Source organism: Bacillus sp. FSL R7-0685 (assembly GCF_038002425.1).
In the GTDB taxonomy this organism is placed as follows: Bacteria; Bacillota; Bacilli; order Bacillales; family Bacillaceae; genus Bacillus; species Bacillus subtilis.
The window spans coordinates 2,547,896-2,566,816 of record NZ_JBBOCN010000001.1 but is presented as its reverse complement, the minus strand read 5'-3'; the positions used below and the strand labels follow the sequence as shown (position 1 = coordinate 2,566,816).

The 18,921-nt window shown below is 37.2% G+C and carries 18 protein-coding genes and 11 pseudogenes; 22 read left to right on the top strand and 7 right to left on the bottom strand.

Annotation, left to right across the window (positions count from 1 at the left end):
- Positions 1-20: 20 nt before the first annotated feature.
- Positions 21-1,223, bottom strand: coding sequence for a multidrug efflux MFS transporter Blt (blt, locus tag MKY50_RS13445; RefSeq protein ID WP_101172364.1), 1,203 nt, complete (start codon positions 1,221-1,223; stop codon positions 21-23).
- A 116-nt stretch (positions 1,224-1,339) separates the two neighbouring features.
- Here blt and bltR point away from each other — a divergent pair, with 116 nt between their 5' ends.
- The 13 genes and pseudogenes from bltR to MKY50_RS13380 all read left to right on the top strand — a co-directional run bounded on the left by bltR (position 1,340) and on the right by MKY50_RS13380 (position 9,992).
- Positions 1,340-2,161, top strand: a complete 822-nt coding sequence (gene bltR, locus MKY50_RS13440) for a multidrug efflux transcriptional regulator BltR (RefSeq protein WP_341116814.1) — start codon at positions 1,340-1,342, stop codon at positions 2,159-2,161.
- 81 nt (positions 2,162-2,242) lie between these two features.
- Positions 2,243-2,353: pseudogene (locus tag MKY50_RS13435) on the top strand (N-acetylmuramoyl-L-alanine amidase); the annotation flags it as partial.
- The gene (locus MKY50_RS13430) at positions 2,334-2,477 is read left to right on the top strand and encodes a hypothetical protein (RefSeq protein WP_032722385.1); all 144 of its coding nucleotides are present in this window, start codon (positions 2,334-2,336) and stop codon (positions 2,475-2,477) included. The pseudogene MKY50_RS13435 and the gene MKY50_RS13430, both read left to right, overlap by 20 nt.
- A gap of 225 nt (positions 2,478-2,702) precedes the next feature.
- Positions 2,703-3,263 carry a cupin domain-containing protein gene (locus tag MKY50_RS13425; RefSeq protein WP_015251632.1) on the top strand — a complete coding sequence of 187 codons (561 nt, stop codon included), beginning with the start codon at positions 2,703-2,705 and terminating at the stop codon, positions 3,261-3,263.
- Between the two features lie 383 nt (positions 3,264-3,646).
- Positions 3,647-3,939 (top strand): annotated as a pseudogene (locus MKY50_RS13420) (sulfurtransferase).
- A gap of 31 nt (positions 3,940-3,970) precedes the next feature.
- Positions 3,971-4,231 carry a metal-sensitive transcriptional regulator gene (locus MKY50_RS13415; RefSeq protein WP_003237170.1) on the top strand — a complete coding sequence of 87 codons (261 nt, stop codon included), beginning with the start codon at positions 3,971-3,973 and terminating at the stop codon, positions 4,229-4,231.
- A gap of 147 nt (positions 4,232-4,378) precedes the next feature.
- Positions 4,379-4,861 carry a DsrE/DsrF/DrsH-like family protein gene (locus MKY50_RS13410; protein ID WP_024572226.1) on the top strand — a complete coding sequence of 161 codons (483 nt, stop codon included), beginning with the start codon at positions 4,379-4,381 and terminating at the stop codon, positions 4,859-4,861.
- Between the two features lie 185 nt (positions 4,862-5,046).
- Entirely contained in the window at positions 5,047-5,604 is a 558-nt protein-coding gene (locus tag MKY50_RS13405) for a sulfurtransferase TusA family protein (RefSeq protein ID WP_110109440.1), read from the top strand.
- A 117-nt stretch (positions 5,605-5,721) separates the two neighbouring features.
- A pseudogene (locus MKY50_RS21760) lies at positions 5,722-5,847 on the top strand (DsrE/DsrF/DrsH-like family protein); the annotation flags it as partial.
- Between the two features lie 29 nt (positions 5,848-5,876).
- A pseudogene (locus MKY50_RS13395) lies at positions 5,877-7,011 on the top strand (MBL fold metallo-hydrolase).
- Between the two features lie 33 nt (positions 7,012-7,044).
- Entirely contained in the window at positions 7,045-7,272 is a 228-nt protein-coding gene (locus MKY50_RS13390; protein ID WP_088326596.1) for a sulfurtransferase TusA family protein, read from the top strand.
- A gap of 60 nt (positions 7,273-7,332) precedes the next feature.
- Entirely contained in the window at positions 7,333-8,118 is a 786-nt protein-coding gene (locus MKY50_RS13385) for a sulfite exporter TauE/SafE family protein (protein WP_341116813.1), read from the top strand.
- A gap of 776 nt (positions 8,119-8,894) precedes the next feature.
- The gene (locus MKY50_RS13380) at positions 8,895-9,992 is read left to right on the top strand and encodes a glycosyl hydrolase (RefSeq protein WP_341116812.1); all 1,098 of its coding nucleotides are present in this window, start codon (positions 8,895-8,897) and stop codon (positions 9,990-9,992) included.
- Between the two features lie 484 nt (positions 9,993-10,476).
- On the opposite strand, the pseudogene MKY50_RS13375 reads toward MKY50_RS13380, so the two are convergent.
- The 3 genes and pseudogenes from MKY50_RS13375 to MKY50_RS13365 form a co-directional block, all read right to left on the bottom strand.
- Positions 10,477-10,728: pseudogene (locus MKY50_RS13375) on the bottom strand (MATE family efflux transporter); the annotation flags it as partial.
- Between the two features lie 420 nt (positions 10,729-11,148).
- Positions 11,149-11,547: pseudogene (locus MKY50_RS13370) on the bottom strand (sigma-70 family RNA polymerase sigma factor); the annotation flags it as partial.
- On the bottom strand, positions 11,547-12,065 hold the full coding sequence (locus MKY50_RS13365) for an ImmA/IrrE family metallo-endopeptidase (RefSeq protein ID WP_341116811.1): 519 nt from the start codon (positions 12,063-12,065) through the stop codon (positions 11,547-11,549). The pseudogene MKY50_RS13370 and the gene MKY50_RS13365, both read right to left, overlap by 1 nt.
- Positions 12,066-12,330: 265 nt before the next feature.
- Here MKY50_RS13365 and MKY50_RS13360 point away from each other — a divergent pair, with 265 nt between their 5' ends.
- Positions 12,331-12,867, top strand: a complete 537-nt coding sequence (locus tag MKY50_RS13360) for an ATP-binding protein (RefSeq protein ID WP_029318119.1) — start codon at positions 12,331-12,333, stop codon at positions 12,865-12,867.
- Positions 12,868-13,062: 195 nt separating this feature from the next.
- On the opposite strand, the gene MKY50_RS13355 is transcribed toward MKY50_RS13360, so the two are convergent.
- Both MKY50_RS13355 and MKY50_RS13350 read right to left on the bottom strand, forming a co-directional pair.
- Complete coding sequence (locus MKY50_RS13355) at positions 13,063-13,605, bottom strand: PadR family transcriptional regulator (protein ID WP_029318118.1); 543 nt, start codon at positions 13,603-13,605, stop codon at positions 13,063-13,065.
- A complete protein-coding gene (locus MKY50_RS13350; protein WP_341116810.1) occupies positions 13,602-14,444 on the bottom strand; it encodes a sialate O-acetylesterase in 843 nt (280 codons plus the stop codon). Before MKY50_RS13350 ends, MKY50_RS13355 begins: the two co-directional genes overlap by 4 nt.
- A gap of 425 nt (positions 14,445-14,869) precedes the next feature.
- Between MKY50_RS13350 and MKY50_RS13345 the strand changes: the two genes are divergently transcribed.
- The 6 genes and pseudogenes from MKY50_RS13345 to MKY50_RS13320 form a co-directional block, all read left to right on the top strand.
- On the top strand, positions 14,870-15,268 hold the full coding sequence (locus tag MKY50_RS13345) for a hypothetical protein (protein ID WP_341116809.1): 399 nt from the start codon (positions 14,870-14,872) through the stop codon (positions 15,266-15,268).
- 177 nt (positions 15,269-15,445) lie between these two features.
- A pseudogene (locus MKY50_RS13340) lies at positions 15,446-15,733 on the top strand (ATP-binding protein); the annotation flags it as partial.
- A gap of 5 nt (positions 15,734-15,738) precedes the next feature.
- Entirely contained in the window at positions 15,739-15,888 is a 150-nt protein-coding gene (locus MKY50_RS13335; RefSeq protein ID WP_076458162.1) for a hypothetical protein, read from the top strand.
- Between the two features lie 95 nt (positions 15,889-15,983).
- Positions 15,984-16,402, top strand: a pseudogene (locus MKY50_RS13330) (RusA family crossover junction endodeoxyribonuclease).
- Positions 16,403-16,485: 83 nt separating this feature from the next.
- A pseudogene (locus MKY50_RS13325) lies at positions 16,486-16,692 on the top strand (XtrA/YqaO family protein).
- Between the two features lie 71 nt (positions 16,693-16,763).
- Positions 16,764-16,947: pseudogene (locus MKY50_RS13320) on the top strand (hypothetical protein); the annotation flags it as partial.
- A gap of 104 nt (positions 16,948-17,051) precedes the next feature.
- Here MKY50_RS13320 and MKY50_RS13315 read toward each other — a convergent pair.
- Positions 17,052-17,318, bottom strand: a complete 267-nt coding sequence (locus MKY50_RS13315; protein WP_029318115.1) for a hypothetical protein — start codon at positions 17,316-17,318, stop codon at positions 17,052-17,054.
- Positions 17,319-17,615: 297 nt separating this feature from the next.
- Between MKY50_RS13315 and MKY50_RS13310 the strand changes: the two are divergent.
- Together MKY50_RS13310 and cotD are read left to right on the top strand one after the other, a co-directional pair.
- Positions 17,616-18,024 (top strand): annotated as a pseudogene (locus tag MKY50_RS13310) (sigma-70 family RNA polymerase sigma factor).
- A 558-nt stretch (positions 18,025-18,582) separates the two neighbouring features.
- Positions 18,583-18,798, top strand: coding sequence for a spore coat protein CotD (cotD, locus tag MKY50_RS13305; protein ID WP_076458314.1), 216 nt, complete (start codon positions 18,583-18,585; stop codon positions 18,796-18,798).
- The last annotated feature ends 123 nt before the right edge of the window (positions 18,799-18,921 follow it).

The following is an 18,921-nucleotide window of genomic DNA, read 5'->3' as shown; positions in this document are numbered from 1 at the left end:
TTGACTTTATAGAAAATGAATTAATTCAAAGCTGCAGCATCATTCTTTTTTTCTTTCCAAACCATTGTAAGACCAAGGCCGACAAACATAACGAAACCTGCAAAAAGGAAAGGATAATGAATGTTAAGATCAAATAGTATACCGCCTAGAGCAGGTCCAAATATATTTCCCAGGCTGGTGTATGTGGAGTTCATGCCTGCTACGAAACCCTGCTGGTTACCGGCCATATTGGATAAATGAGCGGTTAAGGCCGGACGTAGCAAATCGAACGCCAGAAAAATAAAACAAGTTACAAGCAAAACAGTTAAAAATCCTGACATAACAGTAGACACGAAAGCCAAGATCGCACCGGTTATTAAGCACAGCTGAATCATTCTTTTCTCTCCAAGTTTGTTGACCAATTTCCCGAAAAGTAAAACTTGAATAACTACCGCAACAATGGAGCTAATCGTAATAATGGCTGCAATATCTTTTGGTGTGAAGCCAAATTTATGATCAGAAAACAAGCTGAATACCGTTTCATAAGCTGATAAACCAAAAGCCATTACAAAGACGATAATAAATGCAATGAAATAGACAGGATGAATGGATCTCTTCAAGTCTTTAATGAAATTTGATTCCTTTGTATGAGATGAGAGTTGATGGCGTTCTTCTATCGACAATGACTCTTTTAGTATAAAAACAGAAGTGACAGCTGCTATTAACGCGATGGCGGAGGCGAAGAAAAACGGCATGCGGATGCCAAAGCCGGCAATAAATCCTCCCGCACCAGGCCCAATAATAAAGCCTGTGCTAATTGCAGCAGAAACATACCCCATAGCCTTTGACCTTTCCTTTAGGGTTGTAATATCAGCTACATATGCTGTTACCGCGGGCATGATAAAAGCCGCACTTACACCACCCAATATCCTCGAGAAATAAAATATTGAAACATGGGTCCCTAATCCGAAAATCAACTCAGATAAACTGAATATAAGCAACCCGAGAATAATCATTTTTTTTCTCCCGAAACGGTCAACCCACCTACCTGCAAAAGGTGAAGTAATTAACTGAGAAATGGCAAAAGCCGCAACAAGATAACCCATTGTGCTGCCGGATAAATGCATGATTTTCATAAAAGAAGGCATTACTGGAATGATTAAACCGATACCAAGAAATGCTACGAAGATGTTGCTTAATAGTATAATGAATATCGTTTTTTGCTCATTTATTGATTTTTTCATCTGAATTCCCCTTTTACTCAATTGAACCCTTTTTACCTATCCTTTTCGCTTGAAGCTTTTTTCAAGTACAATCAAATCATAAGGTATATGGTTACCGTATAGTCAAGGAGGTTTTTATGAGCGAAGATGTTAAGAAGTATTTCACAACAGGGGAGTTTTCGAAGCTCTGCCGTGTAAAAAAACAAACCTTATTTCATTATGATGAGATTGGTCTTTTCTCGCCGGAAATAAAAAAAGAAAATGGGTATAGATATTATTCCTATCATCAATTTGAGATTTTTCAAGTCATCAGTCTATTTAAAGAGCTTGGGGTTCCATTAAAAGAAATAAAGTGTCTAATAAAAGGAAAAACACCAGACAAGATCCTGCATGTTCTAAAAGAAAAGTCTATTGAGATTGATAAAAAAATAAATGAGCTTAAGCAGTTGCAAATGATCTTACAAACAAAAGTGACGCTTACAGAACAAGCACTTGAGATTGATTTTTCCTCAATTTCTTTTGAATATTTAAATGAAGAAACATTCATGTTAAGCCGAAAAACATTAAACTTACCGGAACGAAAATATGTGGCAGCCATTTCAGAACTCATTCATGAAGTTCAGCAATATGAATTAGATGAAGGATATCCGATAGGCGGAATCTTTGCACGGGAACAAATCTTAGAAAAAGACTTCTACAATTACAGTTACTTTTATATAAAAGTAAAAGATGGGGCAGAGAACATAAATTATCATGTACGACCAAAAGGCCTGTATGCAGTTGGATATGAAATAGGCGGAAATACTGAAGAGGCGTACCGGAGAATCATTGAGTTCATTGAAAAGAATGGAATGCAAATAGGGGAAAATGCATATGAGGAATATATGCTGGATGAGATGGTAGTTGACGGGTATGAAAATACATATGCAAAAATCCTCCTTCAAGTTAAAGAGGTGTAAGATTACGAAATTTTCATATGAAAAATTGCTTCTATTGTGTGCCCAAAAAGAATATAAACTGGTTTACTAAAAGCGAGCCCACATACAGGTGACGGTACAAACGGCACTGGGAACCGCAAGTCTATCGGCGTTGAAATATGCTATAACGATTCAGGAGGCGCTAAATACTACGCTGCTGAAAAGCTGGCCATCAAGGCGCATCCAAAGAGATAAATCTAAAAGAGCTGGGATAGGGGGGACAAACAACAGAATTCCGTATACTCTGTTGTTGTGCTATGTAAATGTTCAAAAGCCATTTAGGATCGTCGACCTTTGATAATCCATCATATAAAGGTGTCATTCGATGTCTTGTTAACAAAGGCTAGTGAAATTCAACATCCAGAAAACGATTACAAGGTCGGTGATAAATTATTCATCCATGAATCAAACGGTGATCGAACATTCATTTTTGTGTTTAATATGAGTTTTCTTGATTTAGCACACTCCCTTAATAAATGCATAGGATACTATCACAAAAATTTATAATTGCGGGGATCAAAAAATGTACTATAACCCTTTTTCGCCTCAATGTTATTATTATGTGACTGTGCCGATGTATAATGACGGAAGATCTGTTTATTGGACTATTCCAAATGAGATGGAGAACGTACACAGAGGTGCCGATTTGCGCTCTTCATATGAAGATAGAAACCTTCTTTTGAAGGATTATGGACCAAAACCATTTGTTGTAAATATCAATAGAGCCACAAAACAAAACAATACGTTCCGTACTGCTTTATGGACAGGAAAGCATTTTCAAGTGACTTTGATGAGTCTTGGTATTGGAGAAGACATTGGTTTGGAAATCCATCCTAACGTTGACCAGTTCTTACGGATTGAGCAGGGGCGTGGGATCGTCAAAATGGGAAAGAGTAAAGATCATTTGAACTTTCAAAGAAATGTATATGATGATTCTGCCATTGTTGTCCCTGCCGGCACTTGGCACAACGTAATTAATACAGGAAATACGCCATTAAAACTTTACTCCATTTATGCTCCTCCTAACCATCCATTTGGTACAGTTCATGAAACCAAAGCAGATGCAGTGGCTGCGGAAGATTAGCACAGATATTCTGCAGAATTCTAGAATAATTAAAGTCACATTCAGCATGAAACATGGGGAACCAGTACCATGCTAATGAAACCCCATTTAATATCCAAGCAGCGTGTCTTGTGCTAATTTTAAGTAATTGATAAATAAAGCCGATTTAAAATTAAATCGGCTTATTGCTTTATTCGAGTTCCTTTTAGCAGAATTGGCATTATCGAATGTAAGTATTTTTTCAATCCGCGGATATCGAAATGAATCTATCAGCTCAAAGAAAGTAACTTTCACACTTGACTATATACCTATGGGGGTATATTATTGTTTTGTGAATAACAAAGAGTTAATAAGGTGGTGTAAGTAGTATCAATTATTTAGTTATTGCATTCCTACTTATTTTTGTGATTATCATTGCAACGTATAGACGTTATTATCCTATAACCGGAATCTCTTGTATCCATAAAGATAAATTAAAGGCTATGGACATCACAATATTAGATATTCGCCATTATAACGATGTACCCAATTTTTCGGATAATATTATTTTAAACATCCCATATGCGTATCTAAAACGTTTTTATTTAGAGATTCCACGTGATAAAATACACATAATAGCTTGGAATTAAATTTAGGAGTGCGTTTTCTAAAGCGCAAAGGTATCCATGTAAACAGTTATGAACTGGCAGCATTGTAAAAATAAATGAAAGAAAGGATTTCATTGATATATGGAGTATGATCAAAAGATTAAAAACCGCTTACGACGGATTGAAGGACAAATTAAAGGTGTATTGACTATGATGGAACAAGGAAAAGATTGTAGAGAGGTTGTGACCCAATTAGCAGCTTCCCGTAATGCGATCGATCGAGCGATGGGTTTAATTGTGAGCACAAACCTTGAACATTGTGTTCGTGAAAGTTTAGAAAAAGGCGAAGACACACAAAATTTAGTAAAAGAAGCAGTCGACTTATTGGTAAAGAGCCGATAAAAATTCATCAACCTAAGGTTGACGAATTTTTATATGCGTTATATTATACCCCCTATGGTATTTAAAGAGTTGAATAAAAGCAGATCTTTCGAAAAAAATTTTTTGACTTCAATATACCCATGGGGGTAATTAGTTAGGAGAATCAACATGACAGAACAAACAAAACGCACAACAATTGTTTTATTTAGCGGGGATTATGATAAAGCAATGGCAGCCTATATTATTGCAAATGGTGCAGCTGCCTACGATCATGAAGTGACGATCTTCCATACTTTTTGGGGATTAAACGCTTTACGTAAAGAAGAGCTGATTCCAGTGAAAAAAGGATTTCTTGAAAAAATGTTTGGAAAGATGATGCCTCGTGGTGCTGATAAGATGGGTTTATCTAAAATGAACTTTGCAGGTATGGGCCCTAAAATGATTAAAAATGTGATGAAAAAGCATAATGCACTTACATTACCTCAGTTGATTGAGATGGCTCAAGAACAGGGGGTAAAGCTCGTAGCTTGTACGATGACAATGGATCTTCTTGGTTTACAGGAAAAAGAACTATTAGATGATATTGACTATGCTGGTGTAGCAGCTTATTTGGCAGATGCTGAGGAAGGCAGTGTCAACTTATTTATCTAATGTTACTCATTTACTCATTGCTAAGCGGAAGGAGAAGTTTAAAGGGAAGTAAAAATATTGAAGAAACAAGGATTTAAAAAGATCACAAATATAAAAGGGGCATGAATACATGGTATTAACTTCTAGTGAGAAACTTTTTGTATATTTATATACCCCCACCCCTATATGAGAAAAGGAGGAAAAAAATGATGAAAGCAACTATTGTACTAGACGCTAAAGGTTTGGCGTGTCCAATGCCTATCGTAAAAACGAAGAAGAGAATGAAGGATTTAAAAGCTGGTGAAGTATTGGAAATTCATGCGACAGATAAAGGTTCTACAGCAGATCTGGAAGCATGGGCAAAAAGTACAGGCCATGAATATCTAGGTACTGAAGCAGAGGGAGAAATACTTCGTCATTTTCTTCGAAAAGGAGGAGAGCATTCATCAGAAAATGCATCTTCAATTCCTGAGATTTCATTAGAAGCTTTCAAACAGAAAGTAGATAGTGACGAGTCTCTTAACATTTTAGATGTTCGAGAGATAGAGGAATATGAAAAAGCTCATATCCCTGGAGTTGTGCATATCCCTCTTGGTGAAGTGGAAAAGCGCTCTGACGAATTAAACAAAAATGATGAAATTTATATTATCTGCCATTCGGGAAGAAGGAGTGAAATGGCGGCCCGCACCATGAAGAAACAAGGTTTTAAAAAAGTTATTAATGTTGTCCCCGGTATGCGGGATTGGACAGGTAAAACCGAATAAATAAAAAGCATGATGAACAGATGAGTAGCGATTATTGCGGAAAATGATGGTCTGTTTGATGCTTATAAAGTATGTGCCTTCTATTCTTAGCTGATTGAAATGGGAGTTGCATGATTTGGTTGTCAAATAACGATGGACGTTATGGGTTTAACAAAAGATGATTTTATGGAAGGAATCGAAGTAGGCGGGGCTGTTACCTTTTTTGGTTTTGCGAAAGATGCTGATGTATCCTTAACGTTTTAGTCCCGCTAAAAGATTTGATATAGGAGGTATTGAAACATGACCGTAAAGGCAATGACCCCAAAAGAAGCGACAAAAAAAATCTTTAACAAAGAACCTTTATTTATTTTGGATGTGCGTAATGAAAATGATTTTAACGATTGGAAGATAGAAGGGCATGACTTTGACCATTTGAATGTTCCTTATTTTGATCTTTTAGATGGCGTAGAAGATATCTTGGAGAAAATTCCTTCTGATAAAGAAGTGCTGGTCGTTTGCGCAAAAGAAGGTTCATCCGTCATGGTATCCGAAATGCTTTCTGAAGCAGGTCATTCTGTATCCTACCTTAAGGGTGGAATGAAAGCATGGAGCGAACATTTAGAGCCGGTAAAAGTCGGGGATTTAAAAGATGGCGGTGAGATGTATCAGTTTGTTCGAATCGGTAAAGGCTGCTTGTCATACATGGTCATTTCCAATGGTGAAGCAGCAATTATTGATGCGACACGTATGGTAGATTTCTTTATGGATTTTGCGAAGGAGAAGGGTGCAACGATTACTCACGTATTTGATACACATCTTCACGCGGACCATATTTCAGGCGGCAGAGTCATTGCTGAAAAAACAAAAGCAACCTACTGGTTACCGCCTAAAGATGCTGAAGAAGTGGTATTCGATTATCAGCCGTTGGAAGAAGGAAATGACATTATTATTGGAAATACAACGATTAAAATTCAACCGATTTATTCTCCGGGGCACACGATTGGGTCCACTTCTTTCATTGTCGATGATCTGTATCTTCTTTCAGGTGATATTTTGTTTATTGATTCAATTGGCAGACCAGACTTAGCCGGTATGGCAGAAGATTGGGTAGGAGATTTAAGAAAAACGCTTTATAGCCGTTACAAAGCGTTATCAAAGGATTTAATTGTATTACCAGCACACTTTATGATCATTGACGAGCTAAATGAGGATGGAAGTGTTGGTAAAAAACTAAGTACATTATTTAGCGAGAACCATGGTTTGAACATTGCGGATGAAACAGAATTTAGACACCTAGTAACAGATCATTTGCCTCCGCAACCAAATGCATACCAAGAGATTCGAGAAACAAACATGGGGAAAATCAGCCCAGATGAAGAAAAACAGCGTGAAATGGAGATTGGTCCAAACCGCTGTGCAATACGGTAACACAAGTTTCTATTAAAAAGAGGAGAGATGAACATGAACTCAGATAAAGTATTAGACGCAAAAGGCCTGGCATGCCCAATGCCAATCGTCAGGACAAAAAAAGCGATGAATGAACTGGAATCAGGTCAAATATTAGAAGTGCATGCAACAGATAAGGGAGCTAAAAATGATCTTGCAGCCTGGTCTAAATCAGGCGGACATGACCTTTTAGAGCAAACGGACGAGGGCGATGTATTGAAATTTTGGATTCAAAAAGGCTAATGAATGTGAAAGGGTATCGAATAGAAAGATACCCTTTTCCTATGAAAGGAGGCAAATAAAATGGATATTGCCTTTATCACAACTCTTTTCATTATAGGGTTTATTGGTGCCTTTATTTCCGGGATGATTGGTATTGGCGGAGCAGTTATTAATTATCCAATGCTATTGTACATTCCTTCTTTAGTGGGAGTGATGTCATTAACTGCCCATGAAGTTTCAGGGATAGGGGCTATTCAAGTTTTTTTTGCGACACTCGGCGGTGTTTGGGCTTATCGTAAGAGTGGTCTTCTAAATAAAGCATTAATTATTTACATGGGAAGCAGCATCCTTTTAGGGAGTGTATTGGGGAGTTACTTTTCTCATTATATATCTGAAAAAGGAATTAACTTTATATACGGAATTCTGGCTATTATAGCAGTTATTTTAATATTTATACCTAAAAAAGGACAAAAAGGACAAGAACATAGCGAAGATAAGGAAGTGATATTTAATAAATGGTTGGCTTCTTCCTTAGCGTTTATCATTGGTGGCGTATCAGGTATTTTAGGAGCTGGCGGCGCCTTTATTCTGGTCCCCATTATGTTATCGATTTTAAATATTCCTGTTAGAATCACAGTCGCTTCATCTCTTGCGATTACATTTCTTTCATCTATTGGCGCAACAGTTGGAAAAGTAATCACGGGCCAGGTTCTTTTTGTACCAGCTCTGGTTCTTATGATTGCTAGTTTCATTGCTTCTCCTATTGGTGCATCAGTTGGGCAAAAAGTAAATACAAAATTCCTGCAATGGATTTTAGCGCTATTAATAAGTGCGACAGCCATTAAAATTTGGTTAGAGCTCCTTTGATATAAGTCAGCGGGTAAATGAAAGATTAACAGGTTGATACGGCTGAAGTTTTTGAAAATCAAATGAATATGAAACATCAATTGAGGGTTTTTTATTGAATGGTTTAAAACTATGAGTCAGAGAGAGAAAAAGGCAATAGGGCACTGCAAATTAAAATTCTCAGTAGATCAAAATAACTTTTGGATTGGTATTAGAATCTTGATTATATGCTACGGAGAAAGTGACGGGTTGGAACTGCTGTTAAGGAAAACATCAGATTATGAAAAATCAAGAAGAAAGAAACTAAGTTAGAGGAGTAAACCATACGTTTGCTCCTCTTTTTCTGTTTATAAAGGACTTTGTACCAAAAGTAACGTTGGCTGCTATGAATAGGGATCAAAATGATTTGTTTTTTGATTATTTTTTAAAATAATTTAATAGGATAAAAAAGAGAGTGAAAATCATCCACCACTTAATATCGAAAATAATTCGACTTAATGAAATAGGTAATAAGGTTTAAATTCAAAAGGAAAAGTTTGCTTTATAGTCTGTTAGGCATACAGTAAAAAATAGGTGAAACGTCTGATGAAAGAAGATATTTTTCGGTTTAATATAATTAATGCCCAAAAAATGGAGATTTACAATGGGTAAATGCAAATATCTCTAAGGAAGGTCTCTCTTATTTTAAATATGAAAGGGGATGAAAAAGCGTAAATGACTTAATAGATTCTGTGCTTTATAAATCTTTAACAGAATAAATGATTAAAATAATAAAAAGTAGAAGACGGAGAATATATATGTATAAAAAAATTGGTGTTTTTATATTACTATCTTTCATAATCGTTTCATCTTTTTCACAGTCGGCTCTTGCTCATACAGTTTACCCTGTGAATCCTAATGCACAGGCAACAACGAAAGAGTTGATGAATTGGCTGGCTCATCTGCCAAACCGATCTGAAAATCGCATATTGTCAGGTGCATTCGGCGGATTCACAAATGCTTCGTTTTCCATGAAAGAAGCCAACCAAATTAAGAATGCTACTGGCCAGCTACCCGCAATTTATGGTTGTGACTATTCCAGTGGATGGTTGGAGAAGCCCTATATTTCTGATATTACTGAGACGATCGACTATAGTTGCAACAGTGACTTAATCTCATATTGGAAAAGCGGTGGAATACCACAGATTAGCTTACATCTAGCTAATCCTGCATCCAGTACTTTTGGGAAAAATGCTTCCCATATTTCAAACAGTGAGTATGAAAAGATCTTAGACTCATCAACTACAGAGGGCAAGCGGTTAGAGGCTGTTCTGAGCAAAGTTGCAGATGGCCTTGATCAGTTAAAAAATGAAGGTGTTCCTGTTCTATTCAGGCCTCTTCATGAAATGAATGGAGAATGGTTTTGGTGGGGACTAACCGAATATAACAAAAAAGACAGCCAGCGCTTCTCACTTTATAAACAACTTTATCAAAAAATCTATCATTATATGACTGATACAAGAGGTTTGGACAACCTGATATGGGTTTACTCACCGGACGCCAATCGAGACTTTAAGACTGACTTTTATCCTGGATCTTCATATGTTGATATTGTTGGATTAGATGCGTATTTCTCAGACAATTTTTCAATTCAAGGATATGATGAGTTAACAGCTCTTAATAAGCCATTTGCGTTCACAGAAATCGGCACACAAAAACAAGATGGTAATTTGGATTATTCTGCGTTTCTTAATACAGTCAAACAAAAATATCCGAAAACCGTTTATTTTCTAACTTGGGATGAGGTTCACAGCCCTTCGGTTAATAAAGGTGGTTCTAGTTTTTATAATGATAGCTGGACCCTTAATAAGGGAGAGGTTTGGGCTGGTAGTTCACTTACACCAATAGTTGAATAACTGAAATGACAAAGGACATAAACAATTTCTTCATGTCGTTGAGTAACACTTGCTGAATTTCTTACAGAAAAATTGATCCAAAGAAGATACTAGACGTTGAGCAAAGAAAAACTTAAGACGCAGACATAGGTTTGCTCCTCTTTTTCTGTCCATGAAAAGAGGAGTGGTGACTTTTGCGTAAATCGCAATTTGTGTAAATATCATTATTGTTTTTGATGATTCTAATCGTGTATTTAAAAGGAAGAGAGTAAAAAAGCCCGACGTTTACTGTTTTGAACTCACCATTTTTTAATATATAAGCTTCATAATCAATGATAGTGAGCGGAATAACTCGTGCGGGTTCAATTCTTCTAAACCACATTAATAATAAAGTGGGAGGATTTGAGAAGGGGATAGTTTAGCCGATTATGAGGGCTAAACTATCTTTTTTTACATATTTGATTAGTTTACAATACGGATTTAAATGTCATATGTTTACTAGCACTTAACTATTCAATTCAGGCTGCAATTTGTTCCTCAAAGCATAAAGCATGATGGCACCTACAAGGAATGCGACTGTATCTGCAATGACAAGTGACCAAACCACCCCATGAAAGCCGTTCACCTGATTGGCGATGAACAATACAGGAATCAGAGTAATTCCTTGTATAAATGACATAACAAAAGCGGCCGTTCCTTGCGCGGTAGCTTGGAAGATACCAGTAAATAATGAGGACATCCCTGTAATAAATATTGAAGAAGAAATAAAATGAGTAGTTCTTTAAAACGAACTGCTGCTAACCAATGTTTTTTAACTGATTCTTCATATTCATTAAAAGTCCTCTCATTGTGATAGTCATATATGTAAGGGTATCGACAGCATAGATGAGGCGTCTATAAAGAAAGCAGTGACTAGGAATGTACTGAAGTATACCGATCTAAGGATTTTCTCAGGAGAGCTTTTAGAACGTCCGGCTTAGAATCGCTTGATGGAGGGAAGTAACGCCTCATAAGAGAGAAGCCATCTGCTATGATCCAGACGCTTTTCTCGAAGAGTTTATCAGTGATGACAAAACTGATTTTCATCACTCTTTTATATATTTTTTCTCTATTTTCTTTTTAAAAAAACTTTAATGAAATAGAGAAAGCCGGAGTATGAGATCCGGCTTCTTCTGCATTATTTCCCCTTCGCCTTCTTCCGCTTTTCCTTCTCTGCCCGATAAAACTCATGAAACATCTTCATCAGCGCCCGTTTTTCAATCCGCGATACATAGCTGCGTGAGATACCGAGTTCTTTGGCAATCTCTCGCTGCGTTTTTTCCTTCTTCAAATCAAGTCCAAACCGCCCGACAATCACTTCCTTCTCACGGTCATCTAAAATGTCAATGTATTGTTTCACTTTTTCAAGCTCCATATTGAGCTGGATCGTATCTATCACGTCTTCGTTTTCTGATTTCAAAACGTCAATCAGGCTTATTTCATTCCCTTCCTTATCCTGCCCGATCGGATCGTGAAGGGAGACGTCTTTTTTTGTTTTTTTCAATGCGCGCAAATGCATGAGGATTTCATTATTCATTACAAAAGGGGGGTGCATAAATTTCCCATAACAGTTTGACTAAATAAATGTTGAGTCAGTTTCCTGTAATAAATGCTTAAACGTTTCTTAGCGAATGAAGGGGATACCTTAAATAGCCAAGCCACATTTTCAATTGCATGTGATTGTATGTACGAAAGATTAATATTACGCAACATGAAAGTTGGAATGCAAAAGTGATATGTAAAATAATTGGACTGCCACTCTAAATAATCTGTCCAAGTTGCAGGCATTGTTTTTTTATCGCCTTCATGTCTATATATATGGCAAAATTCATGAGCGAAATCATACCATTGTTCAGTTCGGCTTTTTCGGCTGTCCAAGCATATATTATAAATTCCGCTGTGTTTAAGTGCGAAGCTTGTAACAGGTTTAAACGACAGCCTAATATCTAAAGCTTCGGCAATCCGTTCAAAATTAATTTGTTCAGGCTCTGTAATATCAATCTTCCTGTATAAGTTTTCAATCCAATCCTCTAAGTGACTGTTTGTATACCTCAAGATGAAAAACCTCCTTAAAGACGACAATCTAAAAATTGGATTCGTTAAATATTATAGGGAAAACTAAGACTTTTTTCATAGGAAAAAGCATCTAAGGAGATGGAATATGAATCCGTTTAAATAATGGCTGTTTTCGTAAGTATGATGATTTTAACACGCATCTGGATTTCTCTAGAAAAGTAAAGGTCTTTAGGGATTTATGTCAAAATAATAGTAAGTACCTTATGCAACAGGGAGTTTGGTTGCTTAATAAGGAGGGGGAAGTATGAAAAAAAATATTCACATATTGGGAGCCTCTGGGGTCGGAACGTCAACATTGGGTGCTGCATTATCAAAGCATTTGCCTCATACGCATCTTGATACCGATGATTACTATTGGTTAAATAAATTCACTAAAAAAAGAGAAATTCCTGAAAGACGAAAGTTGCTTGAAAAAGACTTAACAATAAATGAGAAATGGATTCTTTCTGGTGCAGTGTGTGGCTGGGGCGATAATCTAAAAAGTTATTTTGACCTTGTCGTCTTCTTATGGATTCCACAAGATATACGGCTTGAGAGATTAAGGCATAGGGAATTTCAGCGTTATGGAAATGAAGTGTTAGCCGGTGGCAGTAAATATGAACAATCAAAAGCATTTTTAGAGTGGGCTTCTTTATATGATACTGCTGGAATGGAAGTTAGAAGTAGAGCTTTGCATGAACATTGGATGGCAGATTTATCTTGTCCAGTATTAAAAATTGAAGGCGATTGCTCAGTCAACGAAAGAGTTCACCGCGTCTTGGATTATTTGAATTCTAATTAAACTAACGGCTAGCGATTGAAAAAGAAGAACACGGAGCTGATTCACTTGCTCTTGTTGGGGGCAAGTGCTGACAACCCTATTACTGGTTTAATTAAAGAAGGAGTATAAAACCTGTATAAAAGATGTTACTAAATATCTACGACACAGGTTTTATATGTAGGTAACTAATATTCTTATTTTTAACTTTGCATTTTTTTATTCTGCAATAGTCGATTCTATTTCTGCTTTCAATTTTTCGAACCACTCTAAGTTAACCAAGTGATGTGAACGGGAATTTTCGTTCATACGGCGAAAGTAATCGATTGTGCCGGGAATTTCTTGAGTGATGGACAGGTATTCATCAAGGAGCTCGATTCGAGCTTTAGTCTGATCGATTTGTGATTGGATCAGCTCCAGTAATTTATTTTTGTCGAATTCATCTGCAAAGAGTAACGCCCCATAAAATTGCAGGTTCACATATTCCGATTTGGCGCCGTATTTGATCATTAATTTTTCGAATTCTGCCCTTCCCGAATCTGTGACTTTGTAGTTACGGATTTCACGCCCGCTGGTTGAGGGTTTCTGCTCAATCTGTTCAATAAAACACTTTTCTTCAAGCTGCTGCAGATTGTAATAAAATGAACCTTTCGTGAAGTTAACAATGTATTTGTAATGACGCTTTTCCATTAAGGCCAGAAGTTCATAGCCGTGAGCTCCGGGGTTTTGGATTAGCAAGCCAAGGATAAGTAAGGGAATCATGGTTTCATCACCTTCGCCATCCGCTCCTCAAATTCCGCGTACGTGATTTTACCCGAAGCCAAATCCATACTATGAAGGTAAATCTGTTCTGTTTTAGAATAGTCACCATTCACTTTCAGCGATTGCTCCTCTCCCGAAATGGGTTTCAGGGTATGGTGCTTTTTCGAAAAAGCCTCGAAATAGCGGTAACCGAATTTGCGTTGTGAAGCTGCGTCTAAATGAATGCCATCAGGATTCGCAGTCAAACCTGCTGCAGTAACAAAATAACAATTCTGTTTTTCATTAGCAAAACGCAGCAATTGTTCATTAACCTGTCGAAATTCAGTCGCGTGCTGTCCAAAACCGGTCTTTCCAAGAAAGTCACCAAGCCCTCCAATAATCAACGGTACCTCATCAAGTTCCAACTCGTTTCTTAGCGTCTCAATGATAAGAGTTAATTTCTCGTAATAAGTTTCATGTAGCGAACGATAACTGTCACTCTCACCTTGGTGCCAAAGGATTCCACAAATTTGACTTGACCGGAGGGCGAAGCGGGCTTCGGACAAAGCATGCTGAAAAAGGATGCCTTCCGGATGCCAGTCATTCAATGAACTGCCACCTTCGGCACAAGGGATCAAGCCAATTTCTTCATCAGGATGAGCTTTCGACCAAGCATCTGCAAAAGATGCCGCCAGGCCAACGCCGGAAACCGGACGGTCGTAATTAATCGGCTCTGTCATCATCTGCCACTGTCCATTGCGCAGCATTTTTATTTTTTCATTATAGATCGGGTCTACTTCATTCAAAAATCCACGGCCCGCCATATTCGACTGCCCCAACATTAAAAAAGACTTTATCATCTAATTTTTCACTTCTTTACATCAATATTTTAGTCTAATTAGACTATAGTCGATTCAGTTTGTCTTGTAAAGTTTTAATAAGGTTTTACTTTTATTATTAGTATGTATGAAAAACAAACTAACATTGAACATTTGGTGGATGTATTTGAGAAATAGCAAGTTCTTTTGCTATTTCTTATCCCACTATCGGGGGCGATTATTGAACAAAAACTAAAGGAGTGATACATATTAGTCATGTATAATATGTATCACTCCTTATTTTTTATAGCTTTTTTTGATTTAGATCTTGATAGACAATGAAAAAACAACAAAAACCCTGTCATGTAAGGGTTCCTATGAGCTTCAAAATCATTTTTCATGGGAAATACCTTCAATAATGGGGGTGTATCCCAAATGAAATGGATTGTTAAAAAGGGAGGACTATGTTGAAGAGGTTAAATATCAATAAAAAAGTATTAAAAAGGTTAACGATTGTACCAATTCTATTCATTTGTTATGTTTTATTTTTAAATCCTGAAGTTATACTTGAAGAGCAATGTCCTAATAAGCCTTATAGTTTAACAATCGTAAAGCACGGGACAGGTATATTTGATAAAAAAATTGTTCTAATATATTACAAAATCAACGGAAAAACAGTAGCTGTTGGAAATTTGGTGTTTTTTGAGAATTTGGGAAGAGATATAGATGTTACTTGGGATACTAATACTGATGATGGAACTTGGTGGATAGATAAAAGCGTACATTTAACCATGACCTATGCTAAAAATTTTAAGGGGGAATTAGACAAGAAAGATATTGATTTTGATTATGGTACTGTCCAATAATAATGAAGCAGTTTATTTAAAATAGGAATATACACTAAAAGAACCGCCAGTCGCGGTTCTTTTGTGTTTAGATTTAAACGGGTTTAGGAGCAGTTTTCTTTTCTTGCAAGTACCATGATTCCAGAAGATTATCATAAGTATTGCTGGTAATAAGTAGAACAAATCAATACATAACTTGACTACTTAGTAGTAAAACTCGATGCCATGAGAAAGGTTGAAGTCCTACTCATTTATGACTTATTTAAACCAATAAACGGTCAACCGAGAGTAACCGATTGGCAGGTTGAAATCCAGTCAGTTTTAAATTATCGATATTTAAATCACAAACCTTTGCTGATTTCTTCGGAGTTAACAGTCGATGAGATTTTGGATATAGACGAGGCTCTTGGTTCACGGATTCACCAGATGTGTCGTGATTACATAGTGATTATTAAAGGCGATCGAATGCAATTAAATCATAGGTAAGGTGATTGGGAATGAAGGAGGAAACGAATGTGAAAGTAATTGGTGGACTTTATATATTTGGACCTTCAAATCCAACTGAAGGTAAAGATCTTACACCAACAATCCGTTTACTTGAGGAAAAAATAAAGCAAATGGAGCGGATGCTGAGTGCTTAAAGCAGTCGTGTCTCTGTTGGCAATTTTACTCTCCGCACCGAGAATAGAAAAAGAAATTGAGCTATGGGAACAGCTTGACGGGAGGTAAAGAACAGTTGTATTGCATTAAGTTCACTGTTTATGGTGAGCCAGTCGCACAAGGACAGCCGCGTGGATCAATACGAGAAATGGGAAGGTGCATATGCGAAATCCAGCGAAATCAAAGTATTTTAAGCAGTATGTAGCTTTGGTTGCGTCTCAGCATCGACCAGAAACAATTATTACTGGTCCTGTTTCAAAGTGTACAGACCAATGCCTAAGTCAGTTTCAAACTCAAAAAAAAGAAAGAGAAAGCTGAAAATGGTCTTTTGCGGCCTACTACAAAGCCTGATGTTGATAACTATGTAAAGGGTGTGAAAGTGCTTTGAATCAGTTGATATACAAAGATGATAATCAGGTGGTGGATTTGAAAGTCAGTAAGTTTTATAGCGAAGAGCCGAGGGTGGAAATCATGATAAAAGAGGTTTCTGCCTAAAAATAAAACACAACGAAGCGCTTAGCCTCAGTGTTCTCGATAGGGAACTGGTACTTCTATTAAAACACAGGGGGGACCTTTGAGTGTACAATCCAAGAGAAATAAACATCAAAAAAGACTTAACTATTCAGCAGAAGATTGACCCAGGGAGAGTTCAAATCATTGTTTTATATGGAAATCAAGGTACAGCCCATGTCTAAGATGCTCCGGAGCACGGGAAAACAGTGATTCAAACTGTAAAGGGCAGTTTTGCGCGAGTTGATCATGAGATAGGTTACAAAATCAAATAGCAGTGGCTTTCCACTGCGGGGGGAGGAACGGTATGGATAAATTATAGGAAATTTAGTGACATCCACGAAAGATGACAGTTGAGCAGGAGGCGGAATATTTGAAAGTGCATCCGGATTACATAGCGATACTCGTGCCGAAGGTAGAGAAAAAAGATCGGTGATGAAACAATTATTGCAAAGTGTGATAGGACAAACGATTGGCTCCTTGGTGCTATCGCTGCGGTTTTATTATTTGCGATTGCAGTCCTGCCGGGATGGGGGATAAAGGCATTGCAAGAATTCGAGAAGTGGCATAATTTAAAAGAAGGCTGGAATAAAAAAAGGGGGAGCTATCTCCCCCTATATATTAGTAACATATATTAGTAACAACGTTCATAATTTCCATACCATATCCCACTCCAAGAGGTAACACCTTTCAGATACCACTTATAAACGCCGTCATCATAGACGTTAGGTATTTCATTTCTTGAATTATAAGGACCGAATTGTTCTACTATACAAGTTTTTAGTGCGTTTGCCTCGGTAGTTGTGTTTGTGGTCGAAGAAGTGGTTGCAAATGCAGGAGCTGCTGAAACAAGTAAAGCAAGTGATAAAGCTGAACCAGTTAACACTTTTTTCAATTTCATTTTAAACACTCCCTTTGTTTTTTTAATACAACTGTATTATCTCATGATATCCAGAAATATCCAAGTTATTTTTTGTTAATGTTTTGTGAACTTAGTTGAAATAAAGAAATCTGCCCGAATGCCTGTACCCCGAAAAGGGGGCACAGCATGGGCGATGAGGAGGTAATATTGTCCAAGACGGAAAACCTGCGGACACTGAACTTACAGCATTTACGCTGTTTGTTTGGTGTTCGTTTTTTATTTGAAAAAGGGGGATACAATCATGAATCAAAAAGAAATTGAAACTCTAATCACTGGATGGTGAAAGAGGTTCGTCGTTTGCAAAAGGTACTCTATGGTCAGTAATTCCCATGAAGAATTGGAGTGTTGCACAATATGGATTAGAATCAGCTATGCCAAAAGGAAGTCCCGGGAAGAGTCAGGCAGAATTGCGGCAAATGGAATGAGAGAGGAACGTCTTTTCAAACGTCTTAAGTATTATGAAGAACGAGTCTATGCGGTTGAGTTGGGGGCAGAAAAGATCAAAGGGGAGCAGCACAAAGTTATTTATAATTGCATGATGGAGGGGATGAGTTATCGTGCAATAGGTCTTCATCTTGGCATTTCAAGGGAAACTGTACGCAAAATGAAAGATGAGTTCATCAGCCATTTATGCCAAGATTGCCACTTTGAGCGCTTGTTGAATCTGAAAAAATCTGTAGTGTAAAATGGGAGGCAGGATCGGCGCGGCGGATTATTCCTGCGTCACCACTACATTCATGGAATGAGAAAACCCCCCAGCGATAAGCGAGGATCAACTCAACTGGGAGGTTTTATACAGTTAATTCGGGTGATAAAACACCAGCAGTATTGCGTAAAAATTAATATTCCCGACAAAAACAAAATAAAGCCTCATGTTTGATGATGATAAGGGTTGAATGTGCTCTATCAAACGAGGCTTTTAGAGCGAATTCACTAATAACGGGTGCATTCGTTCGTAGGAGGATTATTTCCAAGAAAAATGGGTTCTATTCATATTGAAGAGCGCTTTTCATAATAAAACCCCACGTTGATCATAAAGAGTTGGAGAAACGTGGGGCAGAGCGATGGGATATTTATGTGGAGAGTTGCTCTAATAAGTAATCTATACAGCTTTTGTTGTGATGTGCATGATTTTGTTTGATAAATCCTCATGGAGCAGTAAATAAGGTGGTTGTAATAGTACTATTAGATGCTTCTGAACATAGTTTATAACAGATAAAAAATAATGAAGGGAGAAGAAAATATGCATCATTGCAAAATTTTACCTCCAATTGTGCATCCGACTAAGTGTTGTGAACATCATACGTTCTCAAATACAATTGTTCCTCACATTCATCCGCAGCATACAACTAGCGTGAATCATCAACATTATGAGCATGTTCATTACTTTCCGCATAGTTACTCAAGTTACGATCCTGTCACTGAGCATCATAAGTATTGCGGAAAACCTTGTTGTTAGGGATTTCCGAAAACAATTAATTAAAAGAGAGGTTTTAAAGTGGCCTCTCTTTTTATTGTCTCTCCTATTTTGGCAATTTAAAAGCGTTGTTAATAACATAGCAAAACGCCATAAAAACTTCTT

Coding starts and splice junctions, on each gene's coding strand:
- blt (WP_101172364.1), bottom strand. CDS start 1,223: ATGAAAAAATCAATAAATGAGCAAAAAACGATATTCATTATACTATTA.
- bltR (WP_341116814.1), top strand. CDS start 1,340: ATGAGCGAAGATGTTAAGAAGTATTTCACAACAGGGGAGTTTTCGAAG.
- MKY50_RS13425 (WP_015251632.1), top strand. CDS start 2,703: ATGTACTATAACCCTTTTTCGCCTCAATGTTATTATTATGTGACTGTG.
- MKY50_RS13415 (WP_003237170.1), top strand. CDS start 3,971: ATGGAGTATGATCAAAAGATTAAAAACCGCTTACGACGGATTGAAGGA.
- MKY50_RS13410 (WP_024572226.1), top strand. CDS start 4,379: ATGACAGAACAAACAAAACGCACAACAATTGTTTTATTTAGCGGGGAT.
- MKY50_RS13405 (WP_110109440.1), top strand. CDS start 5,047: ATGATGAAAGCAACTATTGTACTAGACGCTAAAGGTTTGGCGTGTCCA.
- MKY50_RS13390 (WP_088326596.1), top strand. CDS start 7,045: ATGAACTCAGATAAAGTATTAGACGCAAAAGGCCTGGCATGCCCAATG.
- MKY50_RS13385 (WP_341116813.1), top strand. CDS start 7,333: ATGGATATTGCCTTTATCACAACTCTTTTCATTATAGGGTTTATTGGT.
- MKY50_RS13380 (WP_341116812.1), top strand. CDS start 8,895: ATGTATAAAAAAATTGGTGTTTTTATATTACTATCTTTCATAATCGTT.
- MKY50_RS13360 (WP_029318119.1), top strand. CDS start 12,331: ATGAAAAAAAATATTCACATATTGGGAGCCTCTGGGGTCGGAACGTCA.
- MKY50_RS13355 (WP_029318118.1), bottom strand. CDS start 13,605: ATGATTCCCTTACTTATCCTTGGCTTGCTAATCCAAAACCCCGGAGCT.
- MKY50_RS13350 (WP_341116810.1), bottom strand. CDS start 14,444: ATGATAAAGTCTTTTTTAATGTTGGGGCAGTCGAATATGGCGGGCCGT.
- MKY50_RS13315 (WP_029318115.1), bottom strand. CDS start 17,318: ATGAAATTGAAAAAAGTGTTAACTGGTTCAGCTTTATCACTTGCTTTA.
- cotD (WP_076458314.1), top strand. CDS start 18,583: ATGCATCATTGCAAAATTTTACCTCCAATTGTGCATCCGACTAAGTGT.